10 protein-coding genes are annotated in these 12,407 nt (G+C 64.0%); 7 read left to right on the forward strand and 3 right to left on the reverse strand.

The window, feature by feature from the left end:
* Positions 1-8: 8 nt before the first annotated feature.
* Positions 9-1,691 (reverse strand): methyl-accepting chemotaxis protein, encoded by a 1,683-nt coding sequence (locus PTT45_RS10595; protein ID WP_273813210.1) that lies wholly within the window; start codon positions 1,689-1,691, stop codon positions 9-11.
* Positions 1,692-1,813: 122 nt separating this feature from the next.
* Between PTT45_RS10595 and PTT45_RS10600 the strand changes: the two genes are divergently transcribed.
* On the forward strand, positions 1,814-2,617 hold the full coding sequence (locus PTT45_RS10600; protein WP_273813211.1) for an MOSC domain-containing protein: 804 nt from the start codon (positions 1,814-1,816) through the stop codon (positions 2,615-2,617).
* A 58-nt stretch (positions 2,618-2,675) separates the two neighbouring features.
* On the opposite strand, the gene PTT45_RS10605 is transcribed toward PTT45_RS10600, so the two are convergent.
* Positions 2,676-4,604 (reverse strand): transglycosylase SLT domain-containing protein, encoded by a 1,929-nt coding sequence (locus tag PTT45_RS10605; protein ID WP_273813213.1) that lies wholly within the window; start codon positions 4,602-4,604, stop codon positions 2,676-2,678.
* 149 nt (positions 4,605-4,753) lie between these two features.
* Between PTT45_RS10605 and PTT45_RS10610 the strand changes: the two genes are divergently transcribed.
* Complete coding sequence (locus PTT45_RS10610; RefSeq protein ID WP_273813215.1) at positions 4,754-6,667, forward strand: ATP-binding cassette domain-containing protein; 1,914 nt, start codon at positions 4,754-4,756, stop codon at positions 6,665-6,667.
* A 20-nt stretch (positions 6,668-6,687) separates the two neighbouring features.
* Positions 6,688-7,374 carry a DUF6901 family protein gene (locus tag PTT45_RS10615; protein WP_273813216.1) on the forward strand — a complete coding sequence of 229 codons (687 nt, stop codon included), beginning with the start codon at positions 6,688-6,690 and terminating at the stop codon, positions 7,372-7,374.
* A gap of 30 nt (positions 7,375-7,404) precedes the next feature.
* Here the strand turns inward: PTT45_RS10615 and PTT45_RS10620 are convergent, their stop codons facing one another.
* Positions 7,405-7,848: a universal stress protein gene (locus PTT45_RS10620; protein WP_273813217.1), complete on the reverse strand. Its 444-nt coding sequence runs from the start codon at positions 7,846-7,848 to the stop codon at positions 7,405-7,407.
* Positions 7,849-7,931: 83 nt separating this feature from the next.
* Between PTT45_RS10620 and PTT45_RS10625 the strand changes: the two genes are divergently transcribed.
* The 4 genes from PTT45_RS10625 to PTT45_RS10640 all read left to right on the forward strand — a co-directional run bounded on the left by PTT45_RS10625 (position 7,932) and on the right by PTT45_RS10640 (position 12,395).
* The gene (locus PTT45_RS10625) at positions 7,932-8,369 is read left to right on the forward strand and encodes a hypothetical protein (RefSeq protein WP_273813218.1); all 438 of its coding nucleotides are present in this window, start codon (positions 7,932-7,934) and stop codon (positions 8,367-8,369) included.
* A gap of 355 nt (positions 8,370-8,724) precedes the next feature.
* The gene (gene fadB, locus PTT45_RS10630) at positions 8,725-10,872 is read left to right on the forward strand and encodes a fatty acid oxidation complex subunit alpha FadB (protein ID WP_273813226.1); all 2,148 of its coding nucleotides are present in this window, start codon (positions 8,725-8,727) and stop codon (positions 10,870-10,872) included.
* A gap of 30 nt (positions 10,873-10,902) precedes the next feature.
* Positions 10,903-12,078, forward strand: a complete 1,176-nt coding sequence (fadA, locus tag PTT45_RS10635) for an acetyl-CoA C-acyltransferase FadA (protein ID WP_273813227.1) — start codon at positions 10,903-10,905, stop codon at positions 12,076-12,078.
* Positions 12,079-12,140: 62 nt separating this feature from the next.
* The gene (locus PTT45_RS10640; RefSeq protein ID WP_273813228.1) at positions 12,141-12,395 is read left to right on the forward strand and encodes a DUF1653 domain-containing protein; all 255 of its coding nucleotides are present in this window, start codon (positions 12,141-12,143) and stop codon (positions 12,393-12,395) included.
* Positions 12,396-12,407: the final 12 nt, after the last annotated feature.

The following is a 12,407-nucleotide window of genomic DNA, read 5'->3' on the forward strand; positions in this document are numbered from 1 at the left end:
GCTCTTCCTCACACCCCCAGGGCGGCCGGCAATATGCCGGCGCTGATGGTGCCCCAGCGGCGCCCGTTGACCCTGACCGGGGTGTAGATCACGAATACGATGGTGCTGGTGCCGGGGATCACGAAGGTGCCCATGCTCAGGTGCTGGCACTGGCGCACGCTGTTCATCTCGCTCTCGCTCACCGTAATGAAACGCTGGTGCATGCTCTTGGCCGCGTCGACCTGCGGGTTGCCGGTCGGCGGCTGCGAGGCTGCGCTGCGCGCCGCCGGCAGGTAGCCGCGCTCGGTCATCGGCACCAGGTACAGCACGCCGTCCTTGCCGCCCTGATCCCATTCGTCGAGTAGCGGCTGGATGCGGCGGCGATAGGGCTCGACCCAGGCGACGTCGTGCTTCTGCGGGTTGGTATTGGCGATCGGTCGGTAGTTCTGGTCGAACAGGTCGACTCCGGAGCGGTGCAGTTCGTCGAGCTGCGCCTCGATCAGGTCGCGGCGCTGGAACAGCATCTCGGTGATGGCCTCCAGGCGGCCGCTGCCCAGGTGGAAGGTGCACAGCTGCTGGATCAGCAGGTTGGTGGTGTCGCGCGTGGCGTCGGCCTGGGCGAAGTTCTGCTGCATGCACTGGCCGATGGTGAAGCTGAGCTCGCGGATGCGGCTGCTGTGCTGGTGGGTCTCCTGGTTGGTGGCGTGCAGCTCCTCCAGGGCGCTGCTGACCATCAGCAGATCGTCGTTGGCCTGGTTGAAGTCGTGGACCATGAGCTCGAACTGCTCGCTGGCGACGTTGACCACCGCGCCGCTTGAGGAGCTCTGCTCGATCATGCGCTGGGTCTGCTCGTCGGCGCCGTTCATGGCCCCGGTCATTTCCTCCATCAGCACGCCGATCTGCTGGGCGGCGCTGCCGACCTTCTGCGACAGGTTGCGTACCTCGTCGGCCACCACCGCGAAGCCGCGCCCGGCCTCGCCAGCGCGGGCTGCCTCGATGGCGGCGTTGAGCGCGAGCATGTTGGTCTGGGTCGAGAAGTCCTGCACGGTGACCAGGATCTCGCGGACCTTGGCGGTACTCGCCGCGAGCGCCTCGATGTTGTGGCGGAAGCCCTCCATGGTCTGGTTGACGTCCTGCATCTGCCGGCAGGCCTCGCCGAGTTGCTGTTGCGACTGGTGGGCCATGTCCAGGTTGCGGCCGTTCATCTCGGTGATGCCGCCGGCGCGCGCGGAAATATCCTGCAGGGCCGAGGTGGTCTGCTCGCTGGCGTGGAAGATCAGCTCGGACAGGCTGTGCTGCTCCGTGGCTTCGCGCGCCGCCTGCTCGGACTGCAGGCGGCTGGTGGCCGATGCCAGAGCGATCTGCAAACTGTTGTGCTGCAGGCCGGCGATGCACTGGCGCAGGCGTGTGGTCAGGTGGTCCAGGCTGTCGGGCTCACCCTGCGTGTGGTCGCAGAGGTCGATCTGCGTGCCGCCGAGCGCGTCCAGCCGGGCCAGTACGCGTTCTGCCGGGCGTGCGCTGCCGAGGCGCCAGACTAGCAGTAGCAGGGGGCCGGCCAGCACCAGGGCAACCACGCGCAGGCTGTTGTCACCCAGTGCCAGTACGGCGGCGAGGAAGACCAACTGGCAGGCCAGCAGGGGGATGTGAGCGGTGTTCGCAGAGAGGCGTTGGGCGGTTTGCTCCAGGGGAGCGGAAAGGGTCGAACTGTTCATGGGCTACACCAAAAGCGTTTTTATTGGTTTTATGTACCGGCAATCTACGCAGAATCGTGAAACTCATCACATCGCCCTTTCGTATGAATGAAGGGCTAATCCCTGTCCCCAATGAGGCCCGCATGCAGCTCTCCGCTCTCTACCGATACCCGCTCAAGTCCGCCCGTGGCGAAAGCCTGGCCAGCTCCCCGCTGGAGGCGCTGGGCCTGCGCGGCGACCGCCGCTGGATGCTGGTGGAGCCGGAGAGCGGGCGTTTCCTGACTCAGCGTCTGCTGCCGCAGATGAGTCAGCTGAGCGCGCTGTACAACGAGGCCGGTGGCTTGAGCCTGAGTGCGCCCGGTTTCGGCAACCTCGAGGTGCCACTGCCGGAGGCGGACCAGGATTTGCGCGGAGTGACCGTGTGGCGCGACAGCCTGCGCGTGCCGGATGCCGGTGATGCCGCTGCCGAGTGGCTGAGTATCTTCATCGGCCGGCCGTGCCGCCTGGTGCAGGTGCCGGAGGCGCGTGCGCGCCAGGTCGACACTGGCTATGCCCAGCCCGGCGACAAGGTGGCGTTCTCCGATGGCTTCCCGCTGCTGCTGATCGGCCAGGCCTCGCTTGAAGATCTGTCGACGCGAGTCGGCCGACCGCTAGAGATGCTGCGTTTCCGTCCCAACCTGGTAGTGCAGGGCAGTGAGCCCTACGCCGAGGACGGCTGGAAGCGCATCCGCATCGGCGAACTGGAGTTCGAGGTGGCCAAGGGCTGCAGCCGCTGCATCCTCACCACCATTGATCCGCAGACCGGCGAACGCAACACCGACCGTGAGCCGCTGACCACCCTGAAGACCTACCGCGAGCGCAATGGCGAGGTGTACTTCGGCCAGAACCTGCTGCCGCGTGGTGTCGGTGAGCTGCGCGTGGGCATGCCGGTGGAAGTGCTGGAGTAAGGCTGACACGGTGAAAAACAAAGGGCGCCGAGGCGCCCTTTGTTGTGTGCGGAAGCGCTTACTGGTCGTCGAAGAAACGCTCGTGCCAGTCCACCAGCGGCTGCGGTGCGCCGAGTTTCTGGCCGTAGATCACCGAGTAGGACAGCACGTTCTGCACGTACTGGCGGGTCTCGTCGAACGGGATGTTCTCCACCCACACGTCGAAGGCCAGGTGGTCGGCGCCTTTCAGCCACTGGCGCACGCGCCCCGGGCCGGCGTTGTAGGCGGCGGAGGCGAGCACGCGGTTGCCGTTGAACTGGCCATGTACTTGGCTGAGGTAGGCGGCGCCGAGCTGGATGTTCTTCTCTGGCACCAGCGCCTGCTTGGGGTCGGCCAGGGGAATGCCGAACTTGCGCGCGGTTTCCTTGGCGGTGCCCGGCATCAGCTGCATCAGGCCCATGGCGCCGACCGGCGAGCGGGCGTCGGCCATGAAGGCGCTTTCCTGGCGGGTGATGGCGAACACCCAGCTGGAATGCAGGCCGCGGGCCTTGGCCTGGGTGGTCAGGTTGGAGCGGTAGGCCATCGGGAAGCGGATATCCAGGTCGTCCCAGTACTTGGCCTGGCTGATGGTGCGGATGGCCGGGAAGTACCACTGCTTGTCGTAGGCCAGCTTGGCCTGGGCCACCAGCTCGTCGCGGCTGAACAGGCGGCTGACGTGGTACCACTCGCGGCGGCCGTCGACGATCTGCCCGCGGTCGTGGAATTCCAGGGCACGGCGGATGCCGGCAGTGTTGCGCACCTTCTGCATCAGCTGCGGGTCGATGGCCATCGGCCGGTTGTTCAGGCTGTAGGGCACCTGGATGCGGTCGGCGGCGAGGAAGCCGTAGAAGTCACGCTCCTCGGCCAGCGGCTTGTACAGCGCCAGGGCCTGCTGGTCCTGCGGCTTGGCCAGCTGCAGGCTGCGTGCATGCCAGTAGCGCCAACGGCTGGTGGTGGCGAGGTCCGCCGGCATGCGGCTGGTCAGCTGGTATGCCTCGTCCCAGCGGCCGTGGCGCAGCAGCAGGCGCGCGCGCCACTCGGACACGGTGTTGTCACGCAGCTCGGGGTCGTACTGGGCCATGACCTGCAGGGCGCGGATGTCGAAGCGGCGCGCCAGGGTCAGGCCGACTTCGCGGGCGATGGCGACCTTCTCCTCGGCGGAGAAGGGCAGCTTGGCGGCGTAGACATCGAGCAGGCCGATGGCCTTCTCCGGGTCCTGGCGCGCCAGGCGGCGCAGGCCGAGGCCGGCGGCGTCGGCCATGTGCCGGTCGGCCGGGGTGAAGCGCGCGGTCTGGCTCATCATCTGCGGCTTCTGTGCGGCGTCCAGCATCAGCTGGCCCTGCTTGCCGAGATTCGGCAGGCCTTTGACCAGGTAGCTGGCCAGCCCGTAGTTGCGGGCCTCGGCGGCCAGCTTGGCGCGCTGCCAGCGGCGCTCTTCGGTCATCTGGCCATCGGCGCGCCAGGTGCCGAACAGGGTGTCGCAGGCTTCTGGCTGGGACTTGCCGACCAGCCAGAGTTTCTCGGAAGCGGCGCGCGCTTCGACCTGCATGCCCTGCTTGTACAGGTACTGGCCGTAGAGGCAGTCCAGCTCGGTGAAGTTGAGGCTGGGGTCGTAGTACTTGGCAAAGGTCTGCCACTCGCCGCGCTCGGTCAGCCAGCGCAGCCAGCGCAGCTTCATCCAGCCGGCCTGGGGCAGGTCGCCGTGTTCGGTGAGGAAGGCCTCGATCTCGTCGTTGCTGGCCCACTTCAGGCGTGCGGTCAGCTCGTCATAGGCCAGGTATGGCTCCAGCGGGTAATCGCGCAGGGCATTGGCGTAGCGCAGGTACGGGCCCTTGTCGCCGTTGGCCAGGGCGCGTTTGGCCTCGTCGTACATCTGCCGTTGCTGGGCCAGGTTGGCGGCCTGGGCACTGGCGAGGCCGAGGGAGCAGGAAAGAAGTGCGGAAAGCAGGCAGAACAGAGGGCGGCGCATGACACATCCGAGCAAAGGGGACGAAATGAAGCGTGCGCCTAGCTTAGCCTGAGTGGGTGGGGGAATGGCACCTGCAGGTGTGGCAACGTGCCGGCATCGGGGGCGTTCAAGTCGGTTAGAATGCGCGCCTGTTCACGAAGGTGGTAGTCATGACCCTGCTCAAGTTTTCCGAAGTTTCCCTGGCCTACGGCGCCATGCCCCTGCTGGACAACGTGTCCTGGCAGATAGCCCGGGGGGAGCGGGTATGCATCATCGGCCGTAACGGCACTGGCAAGTCGAGCATGCTGCGCCTGGTCAAGGGCGAGCAGATGCCCGACGACGGCGAGATCTGGCGCGCCCCGGCACTGAAAATCGGTGAACTGCCGCAGGAACTGCCGCGGGCCGACGAGCGGACCGTGTTCGACGTGGTGGCCGAGGGCCTGGCCGGCGTCGGCGAGCTGCTCGCCCGCTATCACCACCTGAGCCAGAACATCCAGGGCGAGGACGACCTCAATCAGCTGATGCACGTGCAGCAGGAGCTGGAGGCGAAGGACGGCTGGCGCTTGCAGCAGCTGGTGGACAGCACCCTGAGCCGCCTGCAGCTGCCGGCTGACAAGACCCTGGCCGAGCTCTCCGGTGGTTGGCGCCGCCGCGTGCTGCTGGCCCAGGCGCTGGTGTCCGAGCCCGATCTGCTGCTGCTCGACGAGCCGACCAACCACCTGGATATCGGCGCCATCGCCTGGCTGGAGGAGGCGCTGAAGGACTTCGGCGGCGCCGTGCTGTTCATCACCCACGACCGTTCCTTCCTGCAGAACCTGGCCACCCGGATCCTCGAACTGGATCGCGGCGGCTTGATCGACTGGAACGGCGACTACGCCAGCTTCCTGGTGCACAAGGAGCAGCAGCTGGCTGCCGAGGAAACCGCCAATGCGCTGTTCGACAAGCGCCTGGCCCAGGAAGAGGTATGGATTCGCCAGGGCATCAAGGCCCGTCGTACCCGCAACGAAGGGCGCGTGCGTGCCCTCAAGGCGATGCGTATGGAGCGCAGCGAGCGGCGCGAGCGCCAGGGCAAGGCCAATATCCAGCTGGACTCGGCGGAGAAGTCCGGCAAGCAGGTGATAGTGGCGGAAAATGTCAGTTTTGCGCACGCAGGGGGACCCTCGCTGATCCAGGACTGCACCCTGGTACTGCAGCGCGGCGACCGCATCGGCCTGCTCGGGGCCAATGGCACCGGGAAGACCACGCTACTCAAACTGCTTTTGGGCGACCTGCAACCCACTAGTGGCACGATAGTGGCAGGTACCAAATTGGAAGTGGCGTACTTCGATCAGCTGCGCCATCAGCTGGAGCCGGAAAAGACGGTAATCGACAACGTCGCAGAGGGGCGCGACTTCATCAGCATCGATGGCCAGAGCCGTCATGTGCTGAGTTATCTGGGGGATTTCCTGTTCAGTCCGCAGCGTGCGCGTACGCCGGTCAAGGCGTTGTCCGGAGGGGAGAGGGCGCGCCTGTTACTGGCCAAGCTGTTCAGCAAGCCGGCCAACCTGCTGGTGCTGGACGAACCGACCAACGACCTGGACGTGGAAACTCTCGAACTGCTCGAAGAAGTTCTGCTGAACTTCCCCGGTACCGTGCTGATGGTCAGCCACGACCGGGCGTTCCTCGACAACGTGGTGACCAGCACGCTGGTCTTCGAAGGCGAGGGCAAGGTGCGTGAGTACGTGGGCGGCTACCAGGACTGGTTGCGCCAGGGCGGCTCGCCACGGCTGTTGGGCGTTGGTGAGAGCAAATCGGGTAAAGCGGAACTGAGCGCAGTGGCACCCGCTGCGCCGGCGAAAGAAATTGTGAAAGAGGCGGCTCCGGCCGCGAAGAAGCTCAGCTACAAGCTGCAGCGAGAGCTGGAAGCCATCCCCGGGCAGATCGATGCCCTGGAGACCCAGCTAGCAGAACTGCAGGGGCAGATCGCCGATCCGGCCTTCTACCAGCAGGCGCCGGCTATCACCGGGCCGGCGCTGGAGCGCCTGCAGAGTCTGCAAGAGGAATTGGACCAGTTGCTGGAGCGCTGGGCCGAACTGGAAGCCTGAAGAGCCTGCCGGAGACATGCATGGCGATTGAGTACCGCATCACCCTGGATGACAACCATCAGTTCAGCTACAGGATAGAGCTGGACCGTCAATACGATCCCCAGGGTGCCGAGGCGACGCCGAAGTGGACGCGCCTCGAACACAATCAGTGCAGCAACTGCCCACTGAAGAAAGAGCAGTTCAGCCGCTGCCCGGCAGCGGTCGACCTGCATCGGGTCATCGAGGATTTCCACGGCCTGCCGGCGATCAAGAAGGCCCAGGTCTGGGTGCGCACGCCTGAGCGTGAGTACAACAAGCAGGTAGGGCTGGACGAGGGGCTGCGCTCGCTGCTCGGCGTGATCATGGCCACCAGCGCCTGCCCAGTGCTGGGACGCCTGCGGCCGATGGCGCATAACCACCTGCCGTTCGCCAGCAGCCAGGAATTCATCCTGCGTACCATCTCGCTGTACCTGACACGGCAGTACTTCAATTACCGCGAAGGGCGTCGTGCCGACTGGGACCTGAAGGGGCTGGTCAAGCAGTTCCAGCAGCTGCAGCTGGTCAACCAGGCGTTCTGGCAGCGCATCCTCGATGTCTGCGAGGGTGATTCCAACCTCAAGGCCTTCCTGACCTTCTTCTCCATGTCGTCGAGCCTGACGGTGTCGATGGAGACCCAGCTGCAGAAGATTCGCCCGCTGGTGATGAGCGCGGGCGACTCTCAGGAATAAATGACGAGGCCCGTGACGGGCCTCCGTTTTTTAGTCCTTGGGTTTCTTCAGGCGCACGGCCAGTACGTCGCACGGCGCGCCGTGCAATACGTCATTGGCGGTGGAGCCGAGCAGCAGCGCCAGACCGTGACGGCCGTGACTGCCGACCACGATCAGATCGCAGCCCTGTTCCTCGGCCAGGCGATGCAGCTCCTGGCGCGGTTGCCCGTAGGCCAGACAGCGTTGTTCCTCGCCAAGCTGCGGATAACGGCCGGCGAAGCTCTGCAGGCGCTCGCGGGCCTGGTCGAACTGCTGCTGCTGCAGCAGTGACAGGTCCATCGGAACGTCTCCGCCGAAGGCCATCGCCATGGGCTCGACGATGTGTACCAGCGATACCGTGGCCTCGTTGCGGGCGACGATGCCCAGGGCGCGCTCGACGACGGGGTGACACTCGTCGGTCAGGTCCACGGCAATCAGGATGTGCTTGTAGGACATCTGAGTCTCCTCCACTGAGTAAGCATGTTTGCAGTATGGTGCTGCTCCCTTCATAACACAGGCTTTCCTGGTAAGTGATAGATATGACCTGGTGGATCGTGCTTCTGCTCATTGGTGCTGCGCTCAGCCCGCTGGTCTGGCTGCGTCCTTCGCCGCGCCAGCGCGGGCAGATGGAGTTGCGCCTGGCGGCGCGGCGCCTGGGGCTCGGCATGCAACTGGGGCAGCAGCAGTGGCCGCACTGGCTGCCGGAACATCCGCCCGAGCGTTGTGCTCAATATCATCGTGGCCGTCGCAGCGGACGCAGTGACAGCTGGAGCTACTGGCAGGTCGCGCCGGGGCAGTGGTGCAACCAGTGGCGCGAGCCCTGTGTCGATGCGGTCCTGTTGCCACTCCTGGAAGGTCTGCCCAAGGACGTCTACAAGGTCGAGGCCGGCGCGCAGATGGTGTCCCTGTATTGGGGTGAGCGCGGCGGTGAGGCCGAGTTGCAGAGGGTCGCTGCGCTGCTGGCGGCGGTGGCCTGATCCAGTCGGTGAATGGCGCCTTCACTGTCGGCGGAATGGCTCTAGATCGGCCTTGGAACGGATTTCGTGGCTTTTTTGCTGCATGTGGTCATTCCGTGACGCAGCTATCGTTGTGGGCGCCTGCGACGGGCAATTGACAATTGCCGGGTTTTCACTGAATGTACGCCCACCCAAATCAAACGGGCGTATGAATTGAGCGTTTCTGCCCAGATGGCAGCGCCTTTACAGCCCGATTATCGCGTCGGCGGGTGTGTCGGATCGATTGGGACTATGCTCGACGGCTCTTGCCTAGAGCGGCCCCGGCCGGTTGGCTCCGATGTGTACAGTTCAGCTTCCATACCGTGGAGATCAGTTGATGATTTACGAAGGTAAAGCCATCACGGTTAAGGCTCTTGAGGGCGGCATCGTCGAATTGAATTTCGACCTCAAGGGTGAGTCCGTTAACAAGTTCAACCGTCTGACCCTGAGCGAGCTGCGCCAGTCGGTCGACGCCATCAAGGCCGACGGTTCGATCAAGGGCGTAATCGTCACCAGTGGCAAAGACGTGTTCATCGTCGGCGCCGACATCACCGAATTCGTCGACAACTTCAAGCTGCCTGACGAAGAACTGGTTGCCGGCAACCTCGAAGCCAACAAGATCTTCAGTGATTTCGAAGACCTGGCCGTTCCGACCGTCATCGCCATCAACGGCATCGCCCTGGGCGGCGGTTTCGAGATGTGCCTGGCCGGTGACTTCCGTGTCGCCTCCGAGAGCGCCAAGATCGGCCTGCCAGAAGTCAAACTGGGCATCTACCCGGGCTTCGGCGGCACCGTGCGCCTGCCGCGCGTGATCGGTACCGACAACGCCATCGAGTGGATCGCTTCCGGTAAGGAAAACAAAGCTGCCGACGCCCTGAAAGTAGGCGCCGTCGACGCTGTCGTCGCTCCTGCCAAGCTCAAGGAAGCCGCTCTGGACCTGGTCAAGCGCGCTATCTCTGGCGAGCTGGACTACAAGGCCAAGCGTCAGCCCAAGCTGGAAAAAATCAAGCTCAACGCCATCGAGCAGATGATGGCCTTCGAAACCGCCAAAGGTTTCGTTGCTGGCCAGGCCGGCCCGAACTACCCGGCTCCGGTTGAAGCCATCAAGACCATCCAGAAGGCCGCGAACTTCGGTCGCGACAAGGCTCTGGAAGTGGAAGCCACTGGCTTCGTCAAGCTGGCCAAGACCTCCGTTGCCGAGAGCCTGATCGGTCTGTTCCTGAATGACCAGGAGCTGAAGAAGAAGGCCAAGCAGCACGACGAGATCGCACGCGACGTGAAACTGGCTGCCGTTCTGGGCGCCGGCATCATGGGTGGCGGTATCGCCTACCAGTCCGCCTCCAAAGGCACCCCGATCCTGATGAAGGATATCCGCGAAGAGGGTATCCAGCTGGGTCTGAGCGAGGCTTCCAAGCTGCTCGGCAAGCGCGTCGAGAAAGGCCGTCTGGCCCCGGCCAAGATGGCTGAAGCCCTCAACGCCATTCGCCCGACCATGTCCTACGGTGACTTCGGCAACGTCGACATCGTGGTCGAAGCCGTGGTCGAGAACCCGAAGGTCAAGCAGATCGTTCTGGCCGAAGTGGAAGGCGTGGTGCGTGAAGACGCCATCCTGGCCTCCAACACCTCGACCATCTCGATCAACCTGCTGGCCAAGGCCCTGAAGCGTCCGGAAAACTTCGTCGGCATGCACTTCTTCAACCCGGTGCACATGATGCCGCTGGTGGAAGTGATCCGTGGCGAGAAGTCCAGCGACGTAGCCGTTGCCACCACCGTGGCCTACGCCAAGAAGATGGGCAAGAACCCGATCGTGGTCAACGACTGCCCGGGCTTCCTGGTCAACCGCGTACTGTTCCCGTACTTCGGCGGATTCTCCAAGCTGCTGGAATTCGGTGTCGACTTCGTACGTATCGACAAGGTCATGGAGAAATTCGGCTGGCCCATGGGCCCGGCTTACCTCTCCGACGTAGTCGGCATCGACACCGGCCACCACGGCCGTGACGTGATGGCTGAAGGCTTCCCGGATCGTATGGCCGTTGAAGGCAAGACCGCCGTCGACGTGATGTACGACGCCGATCGCCTGGGCCAGAAGAACGGCAAGGGCTTCTACGCCTACGAGACCGACAAGCGCGGCAAGCCGAAGAAAGTCTCCGACCCGGTCGCCTACGAGCTGCTGAAGTCCATCGTCAAAGAGCAGCGCGAGCTGACCGACGAAGACATCATCAACTTCATGATGATCCCGCTGTGCCTGGAAACCGTTCGTTGCCTGGAAGACGGCATCGTCGATACCGCAGCTGAGGCCGATATGGGCCTGATCTACGGCATCGGCTTCCCTCCCTTCCGCGGTGGTGCTCTGCGTTACATCGATTCCATCGGTGTCGCCGAGTTCGTCGCCCTGGCCGACAAGTATGCCGACCTGGGCGGCCTGTACCACCCGACCGCCAAGCTTCGTGAAATGGCCGCCAAGGGCCAGAAGTTTTTCGGTTAATCGCGCAGCGAACAGAGCGAGAGTAGAAATATGAGCCTGAATCCGAGAGACGCGGTCATTGTCGACTTCGGCCGCACCCCGATGGGTCGTTCCAAGGGTGGCATGCACCGTAACACCCGTGCCGAAGACATGTCGGCCCATCTGATCAGTAAGGTCCTGGAGCGCAACACCAAGGTCGATCCGGCCGAAGTGGAAGACGTGATCTGGGGCTGCGTAAACCAGACCCTGGAGCAGGGCTGGAACATCGCGCGCATGGCGTCGCTGATGACCCAGATCCCGCACACCAGTGCCGGCCAGACCGTCAGCCGCCTGTGTGGTTCCTCCATGAGCGCCCTGCACACCGCCGTGCAGGCCATCCAGACCGGCAACGGCGACGTATTCGTCGTCGGCGGTGTGGAGCACATGGGCCACGTTGGCATGATGCACGGTGTCGATCCGAACCCGCACATGTCCCTGTACGCTGCCAAGGCGTCGGGCATGATGGGTCTGACCGCTGAAATGCTGGGCAAAATGCATGGCATCAGCCGTGAAGCCCAGGACCAGTTCGGTGAGCGTTCCCACCGTCTGGCCCACAAGGCCACCGTCGAAGGCAAGTTCAAGGATGAAATCATCCCGATGCAAGGCTACGACGAGAACGGCTTCCTGAAGGTGTTCGACTTCGACGAAACCATTCGTCCGGAGACCACCGTCGAGAGCCTGGCGGCCCTGAAGCCGGCGTTCAACCCGAAAGGCGGCACCGTGACTGCAGGTACTTCCTCGCAGATCACCGACGGCGCTTCCTGCATGATCGTCATGAGCGCCCAGCGTGCTCAGGACCTGGGCATCCAGCCGCTGGCCGTGGTTCGCGCCATGGCTGTAGCTGGTGTCGATCCGGCGATCATGGGCTACGGCCCGGTGCCGTCCACTCAGAAGGCGCTCAAGCGCGCCGGCCTGAGCATGGAAGACATCGACTTCGTCGAGCTCAACGAAGCCTTCGCCGCCCAGGCTCTGCCGGTGCTGAAGGACCTGAAGCTCCTCGACAAGATGGAGCAGAAGGTCAACCTGCACGGTGGTGCCATCGCTCTGGGTCACCCGTTCGGATGCTCCGGTGCGCGTATCTCCGGCACCCTGCTGAACGTGATGAAGCAGAACGGCGGTACTCTGGGCGTGTCCACCATGTGCGTGGGTCTCGGCCAGGGCATCACCACTATCTTCGAACGCATCTAAGCGTTCGCAGGTGTGAAGACCGGGGCCTGGTGCCCCGGTTTTTGTTTTTCAGGAGAAATTTCATGCAACTGCAACCCGGTCTCTACCGTCATTACAAGGGCCCGCAGTACCGTGTATTCGGCGCCGCGCGTCACTCGGAAACCGAGGGGTGGGTAGTGGTCTATCAGGCGCTCTACGGTGATTTCGGCCTGTGGGTGCGACCGCTGGAGATGTTCTGCGGCACGGTCGAACTGGACGGCGAGACGGTCCCACGCTTTGCTCTGATCGAGGCCGAACCGGCAGTGATCGGACAGGACGCTGCCGGGAATCGCGCTTGACCGCGACTCGAC

The sequence above is a fragment of the Pseudomonas sp. Gutcm_11s genome (assembly GCF_028649395.1).
GTDB lineage: Bacteria > Pseudomonadota > Gammaproteobacteria > Pseudomonadales > Pseudomonadaceae > Aquipseudomonas.

Coding starts and splice junctions, on each gene's coding strand:
- PTT45_RS10595 (WP_273813210.1), bottom strand. CDS start 1,691: ATGAACAGTTCGACCCTTTCCGCTCCCCTGGAGCAAACCGCCCAACGC.
- PTT45_RS10600 (WP_273813211.1), top strand. CDS start 1,814: ATGCAGCTCTCCGCTCTCTACCGATACCCGCTCAAGTCCGCCCGTGGC.
- PTT45_RS10605 (WP_273813213.1), bottom strand. CDS start 4,604: ATGCGCCGCCCTCTGTTCTGCCTGCTTTCCGCACTTCTTTCCTGCTCC.
- PTT45_RS10610 (WP_273813215.1), top strand. CDS start 4,754: ATGACCCTGCTCAAGTTTTCCGAAGTTTCCCTGGCCTACGGCGCCATG.
- PTT45_RS10615 (WP_273813216.1), top strand. CDS start 6,688: ATGGCGATTGAGTACCGCATCACCCTGGATGACAACCATCAGTTCAGC.
- PTT45_RS10620 (WP_273813217.1), bottom strand. CDS start 7,848: ATGTCCTACAAGCACATCCTGATTGCCGTGGACCTGACCGACGAGTGT.
- PTT45_RS10625 (WP_273813218.1), top strand. CDS start 7,932: ATGACCTGGTGGATCGTGCTTCTGCTCATTGGTGCTGCGCTCAGCCCG.
- fadB (WP_273813226.1), top strand. CDS start 8,725: ATGATTTACGAAGGTAAAGCCATCACGGTTAAGGCTCTTGAGGGCGGC.
- fadA (WP_273813227.1), top strand. CDS start 10,903: ATGAGCCTGAATCCGAGAGACGCGGTCATTGTCGACTTCGGCCGCACC.
- PTT45_RS10640 (WP_273813228.1), top strand. CDS start 12,141: ATGCAACTGCAACCCGGTCTCTACCGTCATTACAAGGGCCCGCAGTAC.